Annotated in this window: 22 protein-coding genes, 1 pseudogene and 1 other annotated feature; of the genes and pseudogenes, 8 read left to right on the top strand and 15 right to left on the bottom strand. The window is 69.1% G+C overall.

Features of this window, described 5'->3' with window-relative positions:
* Window positions 1-12: 12 nt before the first annotated feature.
* Window positions 13-453, top strand: a complete 441-nt coding sequence (locus tag AOZ06_RS35165; protein ID WP_054293316.1) for a MarR family winged helix-turn-helix transcriptional regulator — start codon at window positions 13-15, stop codon at window positions 451-453.
* Here the strand turns inward: AOZ06_RS35165 and AOZ06_RS35160 are convergent.
* Window positions 432-1,367: a helix-turn-helix transcriptional regulator gene (locus AOZ06_RS35160; protein WP_054293315.1), complete on the bottom strand. Its 936-nt coding sequence runs from the start codon at window positions 1,365-1,367 to the stop codon at window positions 432-434. The genes AOZ06_RS35165 and AOZ06_RS35160 overlap by 22 nt on opposite strands.
* Before the next feature lie 52 nt (window positions 1,368-1,419).
* Between AOZ06_RS35160 and AOZ06_RS35155 the strand changes: the two genes are divergently transcribed.
* Entirely contained in the window at window positions 1,420-2,541 is a 1,122-nt protein-coding gene (locus AOZ06_RS35155; protein ID WP_054293314.1) for an epoxide hydrolase family protein, read from the top strand.
* On the opposite strand, the gene AOZ06_RS35150 is transcribed toward AOZ06_RS35155, so the two are convergent.
* From AOZ06_RS35150 to AOZ06_RS35130, 5 genes are read right to left on the bottom strand one after another with little or no spacing between them, the layout of a single operon-like run.
* Window positions 2,534-3,184, bottom strand: coding sequence for a response regulator transcription factor (locus AOZ06_RS35150; protein WP_054293313.1), 651 nt, complete (start codon window positions 3,182-3,184; stop codon window positions 2,534-2,536). The genes AOZ06_RS35155 and AOZ06_RS35150 overlap by 8 nt on opposite strands.
* Complete coding sequence (locus tag AOZ06_RS35145; protein ID WP_054293312.1) at window positions 3,181-4,275, bottom strand: sensor histidine kinase; 1,095 nt, start codon at window positions 4,273-4,275, stop codon at window positions 3,181-3,183. The genes AOZ06_RS35150 and AOZ06_RS35145 overlap by 4 nt, the downstream gene beginning before the upstream one ends.
* A gap of 13 nt (window positions 4,276-4,288) precedes the next feature.
* Window positions 4,289-5,107 carry an ABC transporter permease gene (locus AOZ06_RS35140; RefSeq protein ID WP_054293311.1) on the bottom strand — a complete coding sequence of 273 codons (819 nt, stop codon included), beginning with the start codon at window positions 5,105-5,107 and terminating at the stop codon, window positions 4,289-4,291.
* Window positions 5,097-5,993: an ABC transporter ATP-binding protein gene (locus AOZ06_RS35135; RefSeq protein ID WP_054293310.1), complete on the bottom strand. Its 897-nt coding sequence runs from the start codon at window positions 5,991-5,993 to the stop codon at window positions 5,097-5,099. Before AOZ06_RS35135 ends, AOZ06_RS35140 begins: the two co-directional genes overlap by 11 nt.
* Window positions 5,990-6,526, bottom strand: a complete 537-nt coding sequence (locus tag AOZ06_RS35130; RefSeq protein ID WP_054293309.1) for a hypothetical protein — start codon at window positions 6,524-6,526, stop codon at window positions 5,990-5,992. Before AOZ06_RS35130 ends, AOZ06_RS35135 begins: the two co-directional genes overlap by 4 nt.
* A 189-nt stretch (window positions 6,527-6,715) precedes the next feature.
* On the opposite strand from AOZ06_RS35130, the gene AOZ06_RS35125 reads away from it, so the two are divergent.
* Window positions 6,716-7,441 carry a zinc-binding dehydrogenase gene (locus AOZ06_RS35125; protein ID WP_225952981.1) on the top strand — a complete coding sequence of 242 codons (726 nt, stop codon included), beginning with the start codon at window positions 6,716-6,718 and terminating at the stop codon, window positions 7,439-7,441.
* A gap of 214 nt (window positions 7,442-7,655) precedes the next feature.
* On the opposite strand, the gene AOZ06_RS54895 is transcribed toward AOZ06_RS35125, so the two are convergent.
* Genes AOZ06_RS54895 through AOZ06_RS35110 form a run of 3 tightly spaced genes read right to left on the bottom strand, consistent with a single transcriptional unit; the run spans window position 7,656 to window position 8,872 of the window.
* Window positions 7,656-8,114, bottom strand: coding sequence for a Rossmann-fold NAD(P)-binding domain-containing protein (locus AOZ06_RS54895; protein ID WP_169798824.1), 459 nt, complete (start codon window positions 8,112-8,114; stop codon window positions 7,656-7,658).
* Window positions 8,014-8,511: an NAD(P)H-binding protein gene (locus AOZ06_RS62290; protein ID WP_054293307.1), complete on the bottom strand. Its 498-nt coding sequence runs from the start codon at window positions 8,509-8,511 to the stop codon at window positions 8,014-8,016. The genes AOZ06_RS54895 and AOZ06_RS62290 overlap by 101 nt, the downstream gene beginning before the upstream one ends.
* Window positions 8,504-8,872 (bottom strand): VOC family protein, encoded by a 369-nt coding sequence (locus AOZ06_RS35110; RefSeq protein ID WP_054293306.1) that lies wholly within the window; start codon window positions 8,870-8,872, stop codon window positions 8,504-8,506. Before AOZ06_RS35110 ends, AOZ06_RS62290 begins: the two co-directional genes overlap by 8 nt.
* A gap of 63 nt (window positions 8,873-8,935) precedes the next feature.
* On the opposite strand from AOZ06_RS35110, the gene AOZ06_RS35105 reads away from it, so the two are divergent.
* Window positions 8,936-9,388 carry a MarR family winged helix-turn-helix transcriptional regulator gene (locus AOZ06_RS35105; protein WP_054293305.1) on the top strand — a complete coding sequence of 151 codons (453 nt, stop codon included), beginning with the start codon at window positions 8,936-8,938 and terminating at the stop codon, window positions 9,386-9,388.
* 44 nt (window positions 9,389-9,432) lie between these two features.
* On the opposite strand, the gene AOZ06_RS35100 is transcribed toward AOZ06_RS35105, so the two are convergent.
* Complete coding sequence (locus AOZ06_RS35100; protein WP_054293304.1) at window positions 9,433-10,002, bottom strand: sigma-70 family RNA polymerase sigma factor; 570 nt, start codon at window positions 10,000-10,002, stop codon at window positions 9,433-9,435.
* An 83-nt stretch (window positions 10,003-10,085) separates the two neighbouring features.
* Here AOZ06_RS35100 and AOZ06_RS35095 point away from each other — a divergent pair, with 83 nt between their 5' ends.
* Together AOZ06_RS35095 and AOZ06_RS35090 are read left to right on the top strand one after the other, a co-directional pair.
* A complete protein-coding gene (locus AOZ06_RS35095) occupies window positions 10,086-10,430 on the top strand; it encodes a GNAT family N-acetyltransferase (RefSeq protein WP_335338305.1) in 345 nt (114 codons plus the stop codon).
* Complete coding sequence (locus tag AOZ06_RS35090; protein ID WP_054297151.1) at window positions 10,427-11,329, top strand: pirin family protein; 903 nt, start codon at window positions 10,427-10,429, stop codon at window positions 11,327-11,329. The genes AOZ06_RS35095 and AOZ06_RS35090 overlap by 4 nt, the downstream gene beginning before the upstream one ends.
* On the opposite strand, the pseudogene AOZ06_RS57055 reads toward AOZ06_RS35090, so the two are convergent.
* From AOZ06_RS57055 to AOZ06_RS35075, 3 genes and pseudogenes are all read right to left on the bottom strand, one after another.
* Window positions 11,326-11,925 (bottom strand): annotated as a pseudogene (locus AOZ06_RS57055) (IS3 family transposase); the annotation flags it as partial. The gene AOZ06_RS35090 and the pseudogene AOZ06_RS57055 overlap by 4 nt on opposite strands.
* Window positions 11,845-11,958: a sequence feature (AL1L pseudoknot), on the bottom strand. Its footprint overlaps the pseudogene before it by 81 nt.
* Window positions 11,916-12,233 carry a transposase gene (locus AOZ06_RS57050; protein ID WP_054293302.1) on the bottom strand — a complete coding sequence of 106 codons (318 nt, stop codon included), beginning with the start codon at window positions 12,231-12,233 and terminating at the stop codon, window positions 11,916-11,918. Its footprint overlaps the feature before it by 43 nt. The pseudogene AOZ06_RS57055 and the gene AOZ06_RS57050, both read right to left, overlap by 10 nt.
* Before the next feature lie 98 nt (window positions 12,234-12,331).
* Complete coding sequence (locus AOZ06_RS35075) at window positions 12,332-13,009, bottom strand: peptidylprolyl isomerase (RefSeq protein WP_054293301.1); 678 nt, start codon at window positions 13,007-13,009, stop codon at window positions 12,332-12,334.
* Window positions 13,010-13,073: 64 nt separating this feature from the next.
* Between AOZ06_RS35075 and AOZ06_RS35070 the strand changes: the two genes are divergently transcribed.
* Together AOZ06_RS35070 and AOZ06_RS35065 are read left to right on the top strand one after the other, a co-directional pair.
* Window positions 13,074-14,291, top strand: a complete 1,218-nt coding sequence (locus tag AOZ06_RS35070; protein WP_054293300.1) for a sialidase family protein — start codon at window positions 13,074-13,076, stop codon at window positions 14,289-14,291.
* Window positions 14,292-14,313: 22 nt separating this feature from the next.
* A complete protein-coding gene (locus AOZ06_RS35065; protein WP_054293299.1) occupies window positions 14,314-14,769 on the top strand; it encodes a protein-tyrosine phosphatase family protein in 456 nt (151 codons plus the stop codon).
* On the opposite strand, the gene AOZ06_RS35060 is transcribed toward AOZ06_RS35065, so the two are convergent.
* Window positions 14,744-15,151 carry a DoxX family protein gene (locus AOZ06_RS35060; RefSeq protein WP_054293298.1) on the bottom strand — a complete coding sequence of 136 codons (408 nt, stop codon included), beginning with the start codon at window positions 15,149-15,151 and terminating at the stop codon, window positions 14,744-14,746. The genes AOZ06_RS35065 and AOZ06_RS35060 overlap by 26 nt on opposite strands.
* 56 nt (window positions 15,152-15,207) lie before the next feature.
* On the bottom strand, window positions 15,208-16,686 hold the full coding sequence (locus AOZ06_RS35055) for a glutamate-cysteine ligase family protein (RefSeq protein WP_054293297.1): 1,479 nt from the start codon (window positions 16,684-16,686) through the stop codon (window positions 15,208-15,210).

The following is a 16,686-nucleotide window of genomic DNA, read 5'->3' as shown; positions in this document are numbered from 1 at the left end:
CATGATCAGGGGATGTCACTGCGACTCGACGAGCAGGTGTGCTTCGGGCTCTACTCCGCGTCCCGAGCGGTGACCGCCCTCTACCGCGCACTGCTCGAGGACATGGGCCTCACCTACCCGCAGTACCTGGTCATGCTGGCGCTGTGGGAGCAGGACAACCGGCTGGTCAAGGAGCTCGGTGCCGAGCTCAACCTCGAGTCCGGCACGTTGTCGCCGGTGCTCAAACGCCTGGCGGCGGCCGGGCTCATCGAACGCGTGCGCCAGACCGACGACGAGCGCGCCGTCCGGGCCGCGCTGACCGGCGAAGGCAAAGCGCTGCGCGAGCGGGCCGAACGGATCCCCGGCATCATCGGCGAGGCGATGGGCCTCGACGGCGACAGCCTCGCCCGGATGCGGGCCGGCCTCAACCGGCTGACCGACTCGGTGAACGCCTACCGCGAATCGCTGGCCTGAGTCAGCCGCTCGGCGAGCTCACGGACGCGCGCGATCAGCTCTGGCGGTTCGTGCACGGTGAACGGGAAGTCGAACAGTCCGACGTACAGCACGATCTGGTCGAGCGAATTGGCTCCCGTGTGCAGCAGGCAGCTGTGGTCGTCGACAGCTTCGAGCATCCCCGAGGTCGGGGAAATCCGTTGTGCGGCGGTGTCGGCGGAAACGCCGAGGGTGATCTTCGCCTGATACCGGTAGGCCGACGTGGACACGCCACGCGACACGTAACCCGCCAGTTCCGGGACCTCCCGCGGCGCGAAGCGCGGACCGGTCGGGATCTTCGGTCGCAGCCGGTCCACCCGGTAGGTGCGCCAGTCCTCGCGGTCGATGTCCCAGCCGACCAGGTACCACCGCCGTCCCGTGTGGACGACCCGGTGCGGTTCGGTCCTGCGCGTGGACAGCGTCCCGTCGTGCGACTCGTAGTCGAACCGCAGGACTTCGCAGGCACGGCACGCCGTCGCGATCGCGGTCAGCGTGTCCGGGTCGACCGTGGGACCGCGTGACGGCAGCGTCTCGGTGACCGAGTGCACCAGGTTCACCCGATGCCGCAGCCGGGACGGCAGCACCTGCTCCAGCTTGGCCAGCGCACGCAACGAGCTCTCCTCGATGCCCGAGATCGTGCCGCTCGCTGCCGTCCGCAGGCCGATCGCCACTGCGATCGCCTCCTCGTCGTCCAGCAGCAGCGGCGGCAGTTTCGCGCCCGCGCCCAGCCGGTATCCGGCCTGCCCCTGCGACGCCTGCACGGGATACCCCAGGTCACGCAGGCGTTCGATGTCCCGCCGGACGGTCCGCGCGTCCACCTCCAGCCGCTGTGCCAGGTCGGCGCCGCTCCAGTCGCGTGAGGTCTGGAGCAGGGACAACAGCCGAAGAAGTCGCATACTTTTCAGCTTAGGACCGAATCTGCCCTAAGTGGGTCATAGTGTTGTTCCCATGAGCGAAGAGATCACCCAGTTCCGCATCGAGATCCCCCAGGCCCGCCTCGACGACCTGCGGTCACGCCTGGAGAACACCGTCTGGCCCGCCGCGCTGCCCGGTGACTCGTGGGACACGGGCGTGCCCGTTTCCTGGCTGCGTGAGCTGGTCGAGTACTGGCGCACCGAGTACTCGTGGCGCGATGCCGAGGCGAAGCTGAACGCGTACCCGCAGTTCACCACCACGATCGACGGCCAGCGGATCTACTTCATGCACATCCGGTCGGCCGACGAGAACGCCACGCCCCTGCTGCTCACGCACGGCTGGCCCGGCTCGGTCGCGGAGTTCCTCGGCGTGATCCCGTTGCTCACCGACGAGTTCCACCTCGTCATCCCCGCGTTGCCCGGCTTCGGCTTCTCCGGCCCGACCACCGAGTCCGGCTGGGACACCACCAGGACCGCACGGGCATGGGCGACGTTGATGGACCGGCTCGGCTACGAACGCTTCGGCGTGCAGGGCGGGGACATCGGCGCGGCGGTGAGCCCCGAGGTGGCGCGAGTCGCACCGGACCGCGTGATCGGTGTGCACATCAACGGCCCGTTGACGATCCCGGAGTTCCCCATTCCCGAGGACGAGTGGGCCACGTTCACCGACGTGGAGCGCGACCGGCTCAACCGGACCGAAGCGTTCCTGCGCGAGGAGATGGGCTACATCGCGATCCAGTCGACTCGCCCGCAGACGCTGGCGTACGGCCTCGTCGACTCCCCGGTCGGCCAGCTCGGCTGGATCATGGACAAGTTCCGCGAGTGGACGCACCCGCGTTCGGTCGTCCCGGACGAGATCGTCGACCGGGACTGGTTGCTGACCAACGCGATGATCTACTGGCTCACCGGGACGGCCGGGTCCGCGGCCTATGTCGGCTACGCCCAGGACACCTCGTGGGGTGAGGCCGCCAAGAACTCCGGCGTGCCGACCGCCATGATCGTCTTCGCGCACGACGCGGGCGTCCGGCGCTACCTCGAAGCCGAGCACACGATCGTGCGGTGGACCGACGTCGACCGCGGCGGGCACTTCGCGGCCGTGGAGGAGCCGGAGACCCTCGTCGGTGACATCAAGGAGTTCTTCGCCGGGCTCAGGTGAGACCCGACTGGTACGCGAACACGACGAGCTGGGCGCGGTCCCTCGCGCCCAGCTTGATCATCGCCCGGCTGACGTGGGTCCGGGCCGTCGCCGGGCTGACCACGAGCCGCTCGGCGATCTCGTCGTTGGTCAGGCCGAGGCCGACCAGGCCGACGATCTCCAGCTCGCGCTGCGTCAGCGTGCCCAGCTGCGGATGTGGTTTCACCGCACGCGACGGGCCCGACGCGAACTCGCTGATCACCCGGCGGGTCACCGACGGCGACAGCAGCGCGCCGCCACCCGCGACCAGCTTGATCGCCGAGATCAGCTCGTCCGGCTTGGTGTCCTTGAGCAGGAAACCGCTCGCGCCGTGGCGCAACGCGTCGAAGACGTACTCGTCGAGCTCGAACGTGGTCAGCACGATGATCTTGGTGTGCGCCAGCGCGGGCGCCGCGACGATCCGGCGGGTGGCCTCGATGCCGTCGATACCCGGCATCCGGATGTCCATCAGCACCACGTCCGGCCTGATCTCCTGCGCCTTGGCGACCGCGGCCAGGCCGTCCGCCGCCTCGCCGGCGTACTGCAGGCCGTCCTCGTTCTCCAGCAACGTGCGCAGGCCGAACCGGATCAGGTCCTGGTCGTCGACGATCAGTACCCGGATCATGCGTCCTCCCCCAGGGAATTCGGTGCCGTCGGCAGCCGCGCCCGCACCTCGAACAGGCCGTTGCCGTTCGGTCCGGCACGGAACTGCCCGCCGAGCGACGTGACTCTCTCACGCATGCCGGGGATCCCGAACCCGTCTCCCACCACGTCCGCCTCGGCCGGGTTCGTCACCGCCACGTGCACGGCGCCGTCCTCGTACGCCACGCTGACGCTCGCACGCTTGACCGGGCCGTGCTTGAGCACGTTCGTCAGCGACTCCTGCACCACGCGGTACCCGGCCAGGTCCACCGCGGCGGGCAGCGACCGCTGCGTGCCCACGACGTCCAGGTTGACCTCGACCCCGGCGTGGTTCATCCGGTCGGCCAGGTCGGGCAGCAGGCTGAGACCGGGCGCGGGGGCGCGGCCACGCACCACGGTCAAGGTCGCGCGCAGTTCGTCCAGCGCCTCCTCGCTGGTCTGGCTGATCGCCCGGAGCGCGATCTCGGCCTGGTCGGGTTTCCTCGCCATCAGGTGCAACGCGATGTCCGCCTGCATCTTGATCGCCGCGAGCCCGTGGCCGACGACGTCGTGCACCTCCTGCGCGACGCGCAGCCGTTCGTCGGAGACGCGTTCCCTGATCATCTCGGCCCTGGCGCGTTCGACCGACTCCCGGTTGACCCGCACGAGCACACCGATGGCGAGCGGTACGAGCGCGAACGCGGACACCGGGATCAGCCCGTACGTGCCGCTGGCCGACGCCGGGTTGACCAGCAGGTGCGACGCCAGGACCGGGATCGCGGCAGCGGTCGTGACCACCGCCGGTCTCAGCTGCAGGTACCGGCCGACGGTGTACACCGCCACCACGAAGGTGAACATGACCGGCCCGTACGGGTACGCCAGCCAGAGGTAGACGGTCAGCAGGACGGTGTTGGCGGCCAGCGTCGCGACCGGGTGCACGCGCCGGACGGCCAGCACCAGGCCGACTCCGGCGGCGAGCACCAGGCCGAACGCGTCGATCGGCCGGTCCACCTCGGTCATCTGGTGCAGCCCGGCCGCCGAGACCGCGCCGGCGACCGCGAGGACGACCGCCAGCACGATGTCGCCGATCTTCATCCCTTGCTCCGGTTCACTTGATGTCTCTGCGTTGCAGCAGCCAGCCGCCCAGCACGGAGAATGCCAGCAGGTAGGCCACGATGACCACGGCGGCGTGCGTGCCGCCGACGACCGGTTCGACGCCAGGAGGTCCCGCACCGCCGATCAGCGAGGCGACCAGCGCGCCCGCGTTCGGGCCCGGCAGGGCCTTCTGGAGGTCGTTGACCCACGTCAGCAGCGGCGCCGCGATCGCGGACAGCAGGTTCTGCACCGCGAGCATCCACACCAGACCGAGGCCGATCGGCAACGCGACCCCGCGGAACACGACGCCCAGCAGCACCCCGAGCGCGCCCCACATCATCGTCACCAGCCAGCCCGCGCCGAACCCGGTCAGGATGTCCACAAGGGACGGCCAGGCCAGCGGCTGGCCGGCCAGCCCGGCGACCACGACACTGGCCGCCGCGGCGAACGCCATCAGCACCAGCACGAGCACGGCCACGCCCGCGGCGACCACGGTCAGCTTCGCCGAGTACGCCCGGATCCGCGAAGGACGTTGGGACAACACGGTTTTCCACGTCTCCCAGCCGTACTCGCTGCCCACGACCAGCACGCCGAAGATCAACGCGAGCGCACCGGCGAACAGCGGCAGCCCGCCGATCGCGCTGGACACGAACTGGCCGGGCAGCATCGCCGCGAGACCGCGGCTGACCGGGCCCGACGCGGTGCCGGTGTACCCCGCGTACGGGATCACGTAGGCGAACGTGAGCGTCTGCAGCACCGCGATGCCCAGCAACAGCCACATCGCCGGCCTGCGCACCTGCTTGGTGATCTCGGCCCTGATGTCACGCGACATCGTTCCCGCCTCCCGTCAGAACGAGGAATGCCTCTTCCAGGTCGGGCTCGCGCCAGCGCACCTCGCTGACCGCGAGCCCGGCGCCGACCAGCTCGGAGGTGATCTTCGCGGCCTGGTCCGGCTCGACCTCCAGGTCGAACGCCCGGTCCCGCACCAGCACCCGCTCGTCGCCGAGCAGCGTCGTGAGCACGGTCCGCGCCTGGTCGAACGGCTGCGCCACGACCCGCAGCGTGCCGCCCGCCCGCAGCTCGGCCACAGTGGTCTCGGCGACGAGCTCGCCGCGGCTGATCACACCGACCCGGTCGCAGATCTGCTCGACCTCGGCCAGCAGGTGGCTGGACAGCAACACCGTGCAGCCGTTCGCGGCCAGTTCGCGGATGGTGACCCGCATGTCGGCCATCCCGGCCGGGTCGAGCCCGTTGGTCGGCTCGTCGAGGATCAGCAGCTCCGGCTCCTTGAGCAGTGCCGAGGCCAGACCGAGGCGCTGCTTCATGCCCAGCGAGTACGTCGCGTACCTGTCGCCTGCCCGGCCGGCCAGCCCGACGGTGTCGAGCACCGCGTCCACCCTGGTCCGGGCCACCCCCGCGTGGTCGGCGAGCACGACGAGGTTCTTGCGGCCGGACAGGTACGGGTAGAACGCGGGCCCTTCGATCAGCGCGCCGACTTTGTCCAGGTAACCGTGGCCGGGTGGGTTGCCCAACAGCCGGACACCGCCCGACGAGGGACGGATGAGCCCGAGCAGCATCCGTAACGTGGTCGTCTTCCCGGCTCCGTTCGGCCCCAGGAACCCGTAGACCTCTCCTCGGCGCACAGTCAGGCTGACGCCCTTGACCGCGGCGATGTCCCCGAAGTTCTTGGACAGCTCGGTCGTCTCGACGGGGTTCATGTTCCGTCCTTCCTCAGTCGCCCCCAGGGCTTGAGCACGGAGATGACGGTGGCGAACAGCACCGCCGCGGTCGACACGATCGGCGGGTAGACCATGTCGCCCGGTCGCGTCGCGAGCAGCGAGCGGCCGAGTTCGGCGGCCTCGTGCACACCGGGCCGCAACGCGAAGACGACCAGCAGGACCAGCAGGATGTTCAGCACGAGCTTGACGAACACCCACCAGTACCTGACCAGGCCGTACTTCGTGCCGAGCCCGAGCACGACGCCGCTGATCAGGCACGCCACCCCGGTGATGATCAACGGCCAGACCGCGAACAGCTCGAGCGCCTGCATCGCGACCGAGAGCGTCTGCGGGTCCGAAGTCCACATCGCCGTGAAGATCAGCACGCCGAGCACCAGGTCCATGCCCAGCCACGCGCCCGCGGCGGCGATGTGGACGATCAGCCACACCTTGCGCACGTCCTTGCCCAGTCTGATCGGTTTCGACCGCGCCGGAGCCGGGCTTCGCGGCGGGGTCAGCACGTCAGGTTCCATGGGGGAAATCGTCGCCGGGCAACGCGTCGGGAGCGTCCACGCCGGTGCGGATCTCTTCGTACGCAAATCTGCGTAGTACCCGGCCGCGGGTGCTTGATCAGGCGGGACCCGCGAGCACCGGAATACGCTGGGGCGGCGAGGTGGTTGACGCGCCTGGCAGTTCTGTTCCAGTCGCTTGTGGAGGCATCGATGCGCGCCCTGGTCACGACCCCGGACACCGAGTTCGGGCTGCGGTTGCGGGAGGCACCCGACCCGGTGGCAGCGCCGGACCAGGTGATCGTCGCGGTGCGGAACTCGTCGCTCAACCACGGTGACGTCAGCTCGGCCGGGGGTGCCGAGCCGGACAAGGTGATGGGGTGGGACGCGGCGGGTGTGGTGGTCGCGGCCGCCGCGAACGGCGAGGGCCCCGGGGTCGGCGCGAACGTGCTGACGTTCGGCGGCAGCGGGGGATGGGCCGAGAAGCGCGCGGTCTCCGTCGCGGAACTCGCTGTCATCCCGGACGAAGTGGACATGGCGGTCGCGTCCGCGCTGCCGATCGCCGGTGTCGCCGCGCTCCGGGCGCTGCGGCGGTCCGGTGAGCTGACCGGCAAGCGCGTGCTGGTCACCGGCGCGTCCGGCGGGGTGGGCCGGTACGCCATCCAGCTCGCGGCCCTGGAAGGCGCGGAGGTCGTCGCACTGGCCCGGCGCGGTGACGGACTGGCCGAGCTCGGCGCGAGCGAGATCGTCGCGGACCTGGACGCGGTCAAACCGGTCGACGTCGTGCTGGAGAACGTCGGCGGCCCGACGCTCGTCCGGGCGTGGGAGCTGGTCAGGACCGGCGGCGTGCTGCAGAGCATCGGCTGGACGTCGATGGAGCCCGCCGTGTTCCAGCCGTACGCCACGGTCGGACCGGCCAAGTCGCTCGTGTCGTTCTAGTCCGGCGACGGATACGCGTCCGACCTGGCCTACCTGCTCGAGCTGGTCGCGGACCGCAAGCTCACGGTCGACGTCGGCTGGCGCGGCTCGTGGACGCGGTTCGACGAGGCCGCGACCGCGCTGTTCGGCCGCCGGATCTCCGGCAAGGCCGTGCTGGACATCGACTAGGCACTGGTCTGGGACGACGCGAGCCCCGCCCGCGCCGTCCCCCTGTTCACTTCGCCGTCAGTCCTTCGACAAGGCCGGTCGTCGGCCTGCCGATGAGCCGGGAGAGATCGTCTCCGGTCCGCGCGAAAACACCGGCGGCGATGGTCTCGTCGAGACTTGCCAGGAAGCCGGCCAGTTCGCCGTCCATCCCCGACTTGACGAGCGCTGCTCGCAACTGCTCGGGCGTGACGGGCTGGTAGGTGACCTCTCGTTCCAGCACGACCGACATCGCTTCGGCGATGTCGGCGTAGGTGAAGTTCGCGTCGCCGGAAAGGCTGTACGTGACGTCGTCGTGCCCGTCTGTAGTGACAACGACGGCCAATGCCTCGGCCAGGTCCTTCCGGCCGGCTGCCGCGACCACGGCGTCACCGGTCGCCGCGGCGAGGACGCCGGTGAAACGGGGGCCTGCCAGGGCCTGGACGTAGTTCTCGATGTACCAGGTGTTCCGCAGGATCGTGTACGTCACCCCGGAAGCGGTGAGCTTTCTCCGTCGCCCGGTGGTCCGCGTTGATCGCGAACCGGTCATCGTCGGCTCGGACTCCGCTGGTGTAGTAGACGTGACGGACGTTCGCGGTTCTCGCGGCCTCGATGACGGACTCGTGCTGAGCGAGGCGGTCCGGGTCTCTGCCCGAGATCAACACGATGTCGGAGTGCCGGGCGACCAGTTCCGCGACGCCGGCCGAGTCCGGCAGCTCGACGGCGGCGGTGCTGAACCCGGCGGACGCGAGTTCCTCGAGGCGCACGTGGTTCCGGCCGGCCGCGGTGATCGTTCCGGGTTTGGTTCCCCGGGCGGTCAGCGCGTCCAGTACGTGGTGACCGAGTGCGCCGGTGGCCCCGAGAACCAGGGTGCTCGCCTCAGACATGGTCGTGGAGGGTGATCTGGTAGCCGTCGGGGTCGGCGAAGGTGAACGTCCGCCCGAAGGGACCGTCGACCGGTGCGGCGACGATGGTGTGGCCGTCGGCGACGAGGGCGTCGTGGATGGCCTGGACGTCGGTGGCGTGCAGCCAGATCGCGGCACCGATGCCGGGCTGGGCGACGGAGGCGAGGTCGGTGCCGGGCACGATCTCGCGCAGGGCGAACGCGATCGGTTTCGTCTCGAACACGACGGCGTGCGGCGGTCCGGCCGGTGACCGGACGAGGCCGAGGTACTGCTCGTAGAACGCCTGCGAAGCGTCGAGGTCGCGCGCTTGCAGCGAAATGAAGTCGGGGCCGGTGGCGGGCAAGGTGCTGCTCCTTCGATTCGTGTCAGTTTCCTGACACGAATCAACCTATGTCAGAATACTGACATGAGTCAAGACGGTGTCGACCTGGAGACGTCACTGGGCTACCTGCTGAAAGAGGCATCGAGCGCCCTGCGTGCGGCCATGGAGCAGGTGCTGCGGCCGCTCGGGATGAGCGTGACGCACTACTCCTGCCTCGAACTGCTGGCTCAACGACCGGGCTTGTCCAACTCCGAGCTCGCCAGGGGCGCGTTCGTCACGCGGCAGACGATGAACGTGCTGCTCCAGGCCCTGGAACGAGAGGGCCACGTGACCAGGCCCCCGGCGGCACCCGTCGGGAAGGTGCTTCCCACGCGGCTCACGCCCCGCGGCAGGCGGATCCTCGAGAAAGCGACCGCGGCGGTCCGGTCGGTCGAGGTCAGGATGCTGGCCGGGATGACCGGGACCGAGCAGTCGGACGCGCGGAGGATCCTGCGAAGCATGATCCATTCCCTGCGTGACGGTGACGACAGCGCATAGCCGTTCCCGCGTCCGGGCAGGAGCACAGCCGGGACGGAAGGGGATTAGGCGAACCGCCGCCGGGGTGTGTCGGTGTCCTTCATGGACGTGATCAGGTCGTCACGGGCCCGCGCGACCCGCGACCGGATCGTGCCGACCGGGCAGTCGCACACCTCGGCCGCGTCCGCGTACGACAGTCCCAGCGTCTGGGTGAGCACGAAGGCCTCGCGCCGTTCCGAGTCGAGCGACCGGACCAGCTCCTCCAGCACGACACCCTCCTCGAAACCGGGTGCCTGCTGGACGCGCTCGGCCGCCGCCTGCCAGTCGGGCACGTCGGCGTGCCGCGGCCGGACCTGCGCCGCCCGGATCTGGTCGACGACCACCCGGCGCGCGATCGACAGCAGCCACGTCCGCGCCGACGAGCGGCCCTCGAACCGGCCGATGCTGCCCAGCGCGCGCAGATAGGTCTCCTGCGCCAGGTCATCGGCCAGTTTCGGGTCCGCGAGATGTGCCACGAACCGCCACACGTCCCGCTGAGTGGCACGGATGAACCGCTCCAACGCGCCGCGGTCGCCACGCCGAGCCGCGAACGCAAGCTGGGTGATCTCGGTGTCCTCAGGCCTCACAGTTACCACAACGTAGTGGATCGATCCCGAGTTCAGTCAGGCCCGGTAGTAGCAACCTGCTCGCCGTCCGAGTGGAATGCGAGAACGCCGGGATGCGTCACTATGGACAGCGGAAACCGTTCTCAGCCGAGAAGGACAAGATGACTGACGAAACGACCCAGGTCGTGCGCAACGCGGACAAGAGCCGCTACGACGTGCTGTACGGCGGTGAACTGGCCGGATTCGCGGCGTACACCGAGGTGGACGACCAGGTCGTCTTCACGCACACCGAGATCGACAGCGCCTTCGCGGGCAAGGGACTCGGCAAGGTGCTGGCGAGCGGCGCGCTGGACGACGTCGTCGGGCGCGACAAGGTGATCGTGCCGGTCTGCCCGTTCATCGTCTCGTTCGTGCGCAAGACCGACCAGTACGACGACCACGTCAAGTGGCCGCGATGAGCAATCTCACCGCGCCGGAGTTCTTCGAGGCCCGCGAGGTGCCGCTCGGCGGGGTGCGGGGCGTCCAGGTCGACCGGCTCCTGCCGCAGCGCGAGTTGCCGACGCTGGGTGCGTGGTGCTTCCTCGACCGGTTCGGTCCGGACGTGGCCGAGATGGTCGTCCTGCCCCATCCGCACATCGGCCTGCAGACGGTGACGTGGCCGCTGTCCGGCGAGATCCGCCACCGCGACAGCGTCGGCAGCGACGTCATCCTCCGCCCCGGCCAGCTCAACCTGATGACCAGCGGGCGCGGGGTGTCGCATTCGGAGGTGTCGGCCGGCACCGGGCCGCTGCACGCGCTGCAACTGTGGGTGGCGCTGCCCGCCGACGCCACGGACATGCCTGCCGCGTTCGAACACCACCCGTCGCTGCCGCGCTACCGCGACGACGGCATCGACGCCCTGGTGTTCATGGGCACGCTCGGTGACGCCGAATCACCGGCCACGACGTACACACCGCTCGTCGGCGCGCAGATCGACATCACCGAGGCGACCGTGCCCCTGCGGTCGGACTTCGAGTACGGGCTGCTGGTGCTCGACGGCGTGGTCCAGGTCGCGGGAGTCGAGGTGAAACCGGGGCCGCTGCTGTACCTGGGGACAGGCCGGGACTCGCTGGCGATGACCGGTCCGGCGCGTGTGGTGCTGCTCGGCGGCGAACCGTTCCCCGACGACCTGGTGATGTGGTGGAACTTCGTCGGCCGCGGCCACGACGAGATCGCCGAGGCCCGCGCGGACTGGGAGGCCGGCACCCGCGGCCGCCGGTTCGGCACGGTCGAGGGCCACGGAGGCGACAGGATCCCCGCCCCGATCCTGCCGAACCTCCGCCTCAAACCCCGCAGGCAGCCGCGCCGCGGCACCTAACCCGCGGCCGTCAGTTCACGGCTGTACCACTGGATGATCGACTGGGCCGTCGGGCTCACCCCGACGGTGCCCGTCGAGATGTCCACACCGGACGCCGCCAGTCGCTCCCCGTAACGGATGACGGTGTGCCCGGGATGCCAGGTGCCGCCCCACAGCGCGCTCTCCAGCGCGTTGAGGACCACCTCGGTCGTGGCCACCCCGGACCGTTCACAGGCCAGGATCCTGCGCGCGGACTCGTCGACGACGTACAGCACGCCGTCGGCGAAATCGACGAACCACCGCCGGACACCCGGCCCGGTCTCGGCGGGACGCGGCCCGCCGGAGATCTTCATGTCCCGCATCAGCCGCTCGACCGTGCAGCGCGCGACCTGGATCCCCTCCTCGTTGAGCCGCCGCCAGATCCGCCGCGACCCGGACGAGGTCTCGGCGAACACGCGCAGGATCTCCCGTTTGAGGTCCTCGTCGCGGCGGGACCGCAGGGACGGCGGCCGGACCGAGGCCGCGTAGTAGGTGGACGGAGCGATCCCCATGACCCGGCAGATCGGCTCGACTCCGAACGTGTGCTTGTGGTCGCTGACGAACTTGATCAGCTGCTCGGTCGCGGGTCGAGCTCCCGCGCGAAAAAAGCCGACGCCGCCTTGAGGATCTCGTTGGACCGGCGCAGCTGCTGGACTTCCTTGGTCAGCTCGGTGATCCGCCGCTCGGCGGACACGTGCTCACCGGGTGTCTCACCGTGCAGCTCGGCCTGCCGGACCCAGCCGCGCAGGGACTGGTCGCCGATGCCGAGGTCGGCGGCGACCTCGGCGATCACGCCGTAGGAGTTCCCCCTGGCTCGTCGGATGTCGAACACCTGCCGGACAGCTCTGACCCGGAGATCGTCTGGGTACTTCTTCGGTGCGGGCACGGCTGGATCGTGACGGGCCGACGTACACGTCCCGCATAATCCGCGTACAAAGCCTAAGTTGAGCTGGACCGCCGTCCCCGCAACCGACCAGGCGTCCCTCAGTACCAGCTGAGCACGGCCTTCTCGATCTTCACCGGCTTGGCGGGCAGGCCGTCGCCGGGCACGGCGGGATCCGTGTCGACGATCCCGTTCGCGACGATCCGGTCGAGTACGTCCATCCCGCGCACGACCTTGCCGAACACCGAGTAGTTCGGGGCGATGTTGGCGAAGGAGTGCACGATGAAGAACTCGCTCCCGTTCGTGCCGGGCCCCTGGTTGCCCATCGCCACCGTGCCGCGCGGGTAGGTCTCCTTGCCGGTGACCTCGTCGGCGAACTTGTAGCCGGGGCCGCCGACCTCGGCCTTGATCAGGTCACCGCACTGCAGCACGCCGAGCCGCGCGTTGTCGGTCAGCCGCCAGCACTGGCTCTTGTCGTAGAACCGCTGCGCGACCAGGCTGATCATGTTGTGCGCCGCGCACGGCGCCGCGCCTGCCCGGTTCAGTTCGATCACGATCGGCCCGTAGTTGGTCCTGAACGTGACCTTCTGCTTGCCGACGGTCAGCGCGAACGGCAGCGGGCGCAGGACGGGCTTCGGCGACGGGTTCTCCGGCGTCGGGGTGAACTCGCAGCGGACGATCGGCCTGTGCTGGCCGGTCGGCGCTGCCTGGGCCGGTGCCGCGGCGAGCACCGAAGCCGCGAGCGCGGCAACACTGGTCAAAACCCAACGAGTCTTCATGGCCGAGACAATAACGATTCGCTTTGTAGGTCGCTTGTACATCTGTCGGTGAGGATCAGCGGCTGTGAAGCATTGGGGAAGGCTGCTGCTGGCAGCCGCCGCCGTCATGACCACCGCGCTCCCGGCCGTCGCCTCCGCCGCCGCGCAGTCCCACACGGAGAAGATCATCTTCGACGGTGGGGGCGACGACACGCTCAACGGCATCCGGTACCACTCGTTCCGGATCCCGGCCCTGGTCCGCACCAACGCGAACACCCTGATCGCGTTCGTCGAAGGCAGGGCCGCCGCGAACAGCGACTACGGCAACATCAACCTGCTGTACAAGCGTTCCACCGACAACGGCGCCACTTGGTCCAAGCTGGACGAGGTGGTCGGTTCCGGCCAAGGCGTGTGGGGCAACCCCACCCCGGTCGTGGACCGCTCCACGGGCCGGATCTGGCTGTTCATGAACCACCAGCCGGAAGGCCACCACCCGGTCGACTCGTGGGACGACCGCCAGGTGTGGCTGTCGTCCAGCGGCGACGACGGTGTCACCTGGCAGGCGCCGGCCGACATGTCCGGCAGCCTCAAACCCAGGAACCTCGCCAGCGGCAAGAGCTGGAACTGGGACGCCGTCGGCCCCGGAACCGGCATCCAGACCACGGTGCGCAACCCCGGCAGGCTCGTGGTCCCGGCGCAGCACCGCACCATCTACAGCGACGACCACGGCGCGACCTGGAAGGTGCAGGTCCTCAGGACGACCACCGGCGCGGCCATGGAGCAGACCGGGGAGTCCACTGTGCTCGAACTGGCCGACGGCAGGCTGTACCGCAACGACCGGCCGACGTCGGCCAACTGGGAGAACACCAAACGCCGCTGGGTGGCCAGGGGCACGATCGAATCCGGCTTCACGCCGTTCACCGGCGCGGACTGCCTGCTCGACCCGCTCAACGAGGCGTCGACCATGCGCTACAACGCCGACGCGCCCGCGCGCCTGGCGTTCGTGAACTCCGCGAGCACGACGACCCGCACCAAGATGCGGATCCGGATGAGCGAGGACGAGGGCAGGACCTGGAGCTACAGCCGCCCGTTCGCCGACGCGCCGCTACCCGGCGAAAGCCCGACGTACCGGGAAGGCGGCTACTCCAGCATCGTCAAGACCGCCGACTACCACGTCGGCGCGCTGATCGAGGTCAACGAGAACACCGGCAGCAGTTCCACGTCCCACCGGTCGATCGCGTTCCGCAAGGTGAACCTGCCGTGGATCCAGGGCGGCGTGCGTGAACCGGGCTGCGCCGAGTAGACCCGCCGGTGTAGAAATGCGTATGACCAGCTCCCATCTCGAAGGCGCGATCCAGTTGCCGAACGGGACCTGGATCCGCGGCCGGGGTCTGCGCAACCCCGAGCCGGCCGGCATCAAGCCGGAGTACGGGCTGTACCTGGGGACAGCCACGTTGCGACGCAAGCACGCGAGCTCGATCGACTGGCCGCACGACTGGCTCGAATGGCCGGATTTCCTGTTGCCGAAGGACACCGCGGAGGCCATCCGCGCCATCCGCAAGCTGTTCGACACCGCCGGGTCCGGCAAACGCGCTGAACTGGCGTGTTCGGGTGGTGTCGGCAGGACCGGCACAGCGATGTCCTGCCTGGCGATCCTGGCGGGGGTCGCTCCTGCCGACGCCATCCCGTGGGTGCGCGAGCACTACAACCACAGGGCCGTGGAGACCCCGTGGCAGCGCAAGTGGGTCCTGCGGTTCAGCGACCGGGCCGCAGTCGGCTGAAGAAGGCGGTGATGTCGCCGCGACGGAAGATGGCGACGATCACCGAGGCGAGCAGCAGGATCAGTGGCAGGGTGGCGTCTCCGTTGTCGAGGATGAACACCTCGGTACCGGAGGCGCCGACCATCACCAGTGCCAGCCCGAGCCCGGCCAGCCCGGACAGGCCGGGGATCAGCAGGCCGATCGCGCCCGCGGTCTCCAGCACGCCGGTGACGTGGCGCAGCCACTGGCCGAAACCGATGTTGTCGAACTTCTTCACCATGCCGGGTTCGAAGAACAGCATGTAGGCGCTGTACAGGAAGTACGCGGCGAGCGCGATCTGCAACAGCCACAGCACGATGTTGACGACCAGCAACGCGCTTTTTGTACCAGTTCCGTCGGACATGGCGACACACTGTACTCACGGCCACCCGGCGTCAAGAGCCGGCATGAAAGCGTTCCTCAGTCGATCGGCCACGAGTGCACGGGCGTGTTGGAGTGCATGTTGGTGATGTAGAGGTTCAGCATCGTCCGCAGTGCTGTGTAGCGGTCGGTGTTGTCCCGTTCCTCGATCCGCGCGACCTCGCTGACCTGCCAGGTGGCGCCGTTGCGGCCGGTCAGGCAGCGGTCCTGGATGATACCCAGCAGCCGGTCCCGCTCATCGGGGTGCACGCCCCAGCGGTCGAGGCCCTCGTGGGCCATCGGCAGCAACCGGCGCAGCACCAGTTCGGCCGCGGGCACGAAACCGACACCCGGCCAGTACAACTGGGCGTCGATCCCGTTGCGGGCACCGAGGTGGAAGTTCTCCTCGGCCGCGCTGAACGACATCTGCGACCAGATCGGCCGCTCGGCTTCCGCGAGCATCCGCACCACACCGAAGTAGAACGCCGCGTTGGCCAGCGTGTCCGCGACGGTCGGACCGGCGGGCAGGACGCGGTTCTCCACGCGCAGGTGCGGGGTTCCGTCGACGACGTCGTACACCGGGCGGTTCCAGCGGTAGATCGTGCCGTTGTGCAACCGCATTTCACCCAATGACGGGATGTTGCCTGCTTCCAGCTCCTCGAACGGATCCTCTTCGTCCACAATGGGCAGCAGGGCCGGGTACAGCCGGACGTTCTCCTCGAACAGGTCGAACACCGACGTGATCCACCGCTCGCCGAACCACACCCGCGGCCGCACGCCCTGCGCTTTGAGCTCGTCGGACCGGGTATCGGTCGCCTGTTCGAACAACGGCACCCTGGTTTCCTGCCAGAGGTGTTGCCCGAACAGGAAAGGCGAGTTCGCCGCCAGCGCGAGCTGCACGCCCGCGATGGCCTGCGCGGCGTTCCAGTACGCCGAGAACTGCGCCGGGCTGACCTGCAGGTGCAGCTGCGTGCTCGTGCACGCCGCCTCCGGCGCGATCGAGTCGCACGTGACCTCCAGGCGTTCGGTGCCCTCGATCGAGATGTGCATGTCCTCGCCGCGTGCCCGGAAGATCTGGTCGTTGAGCAGTGCGTAGCGCGGGTTGGCCGACAGGCTGTCGTGGGTCAGGTCCGTCGCGCGCAACGTCGGCAGGATGCCGACCGTCACCATGTGCGCGCCTTTGGTGCGTGCCTTGTGTTCGGCGGCGTTCAAACTGTCGCGGACCTGCTTCTCGAACGCGGTGATGCCGCCGCCCGACAGCTCGCGCGGCTGGACGTTGATCTCGATGTTGAACTGGCCGAGTTCGGTGACGAAGTCGGGGTCGGCGATCGCGGAGAGCACCTCCTCGTTGCGCATCGCCGGTTCGGTCTGGTTGTTGACCAGGTTCAGCTCGATCTCCAGGCCGGTCATCGGCCGCTCGAAGTCGAACCGGGCCTCCTGCAGCATCCGGGCGAACGCGTCGAGACACCGCCGCACCTTGTGCCGGTAGCGGGTTCTGTCCTCGCGGCTGAACGTCCGCCGCTCGACTTCCTGACCCAT

Source organism: Kibdelosporangium phytohabitans (assembly GCF_001302585.1).
Taxonomy (GTDB): domain Bacteria; phylum Actinomycetota; class Actinomycetes; order Mycobacteriales; family Pseudonocardiaceae; genus Kibdelosporangium; species Kibdelosporangium phytohabitans.
This window is presented reverse-complemented; position numbering and strand designations above follow the sequence as displayed.

What these genes read in the sequence shown, in the direction of transcription:
- AOZ06_RS35165 (WP_054293316.1), top strand. Translation starts at nt 13, where the DNA reads ATGTCACTGCGACTCGACGAGCAGGTGTGCTTCGGGCTCTACTCCGCG.
- AOZ06_RS35160 (WP_054293315.1), bottom strand. Translation starts at nt 1,367, where the DNA reads ATGCGACTTCTTCGGCTGTTGTCCCTGCTCCAGACCTCACGCGACTGG.
- AOZ06_RS35155 (WP_054293314.1), top strand. Translation starts at nt 1,420, where the DNA reads ATGAGCGAAGAGATCACCCAGTTCCGCATCGAGATCCCCCAGGCCCGC.
- AOZ06_RS35150 (WP_054293313.1), bottom strand. Translation starts at nt 3,184, where the DNA reads ATGATCCGGGTACTGATCGTCGACGACCAGGACCTGATCCGGTTCGGC.
- AOZ06_RS35145 (WP_054293312.1), bottom strand. Translation starts at nt 4,275, where the DNA reads ATGAAGATCGGCGACATCGTGCTGGCGGTCGTCCTCGCGGTCGCCGGC.
- AOZ06_RS35140 (WP_054293311.1), bottom strand. Translation starts at nt 5,107, where the DNA reads ATGTCGCGTGACATCAGGGCCGAGATCACCAAGCAGGTGCGCAGGCCG.
- AOZ06_RS35135 (WP_054293310.1), bottom strand. Translation starts at nt 5,993, where the DNA reads ATGAACCCCGTCGAGACGACCGAGCTGTCCAAGAACTTCGGGGACATC.
- AOZ06_RS35130 (WP_054293309.1), bottom strand. Translation starts at nt 6,526, where the DNA reads ATGGAACCTGACGTGCTGACCCCGCCGCGAAGCCCGGCTCCGGCGCGG.
- AOZ06_RS35125 (WP_225952981.1), top strand. Translation starts at nt 6,716, where the DNA reads ATGCGCGCCCTGGTCACGACCCCGGACACCGAGTTCGGGCTGCGGTTG.
- AOZ06_RS62290 (WP_054293307.1), bottom strand. Translation starts at nt 8,511, where the DNA reads ATGTCTGAGGCGAGCACCCTGGTTCTCGGGGCCACCGGCGCACTCGGT.
- AOZ06_RS35105 (WP_054293305.1), top strand. Translation starts at nt 8,936, where the DNA reads ATGAGTCAAGACGGTGTCGACCTGGAGACGTCACTGGGCTACCTGCTG.
- AOZ06_RS35095 (WP_335338305.1), top strand. Translation starts at nt 10,086, where the DNA reads ATGCGTCACTATGGACAGCGGAAACCGTTCTCAGCCGAGAAGGACAAG.
- AOZ06_RS35090 (WP_054297151.1), top strand. Translation starts at nt 10,427, where the DNA reads ATGAGCAATCTCACCGCGCCGGAGTTCTTCGAGGCCCGCGAGGTGCCG.
- AOZ06_RS35075 (WP_054293301.1), bottom strand. Translation starts at nt 13,009, where the DNA reads ATGAAGACTCGTTGGGTTTTGACCAGTGTTGCCGCGCTCGCGGCTTCG.
- AOZ06_RS35065 (WP_054293299.1), top strand. Translation starts at nt 14,314, where the DNA reads ATGACCAGCTCCCATCTCGAAGGCGCGATCCAGTTGCCGAACGGGACC.
- AOZ06_RS35060 (WP_054293298.1), bottom strand. Translation starts at nt 15,151, where the DNA reads ATGTCCGACGGAACTGGTACAAAAAGCGCGTTGCTGGTCGTCAACATC.
- AOZ06_RS35055 (WP_054293297.1), bottom strand. Translation starts at nt 16,686, where the DNA reads ATGGGTCAGGAAGTCGAGCGGCGGACGTTCAGCCGCGAGGACAGAACC.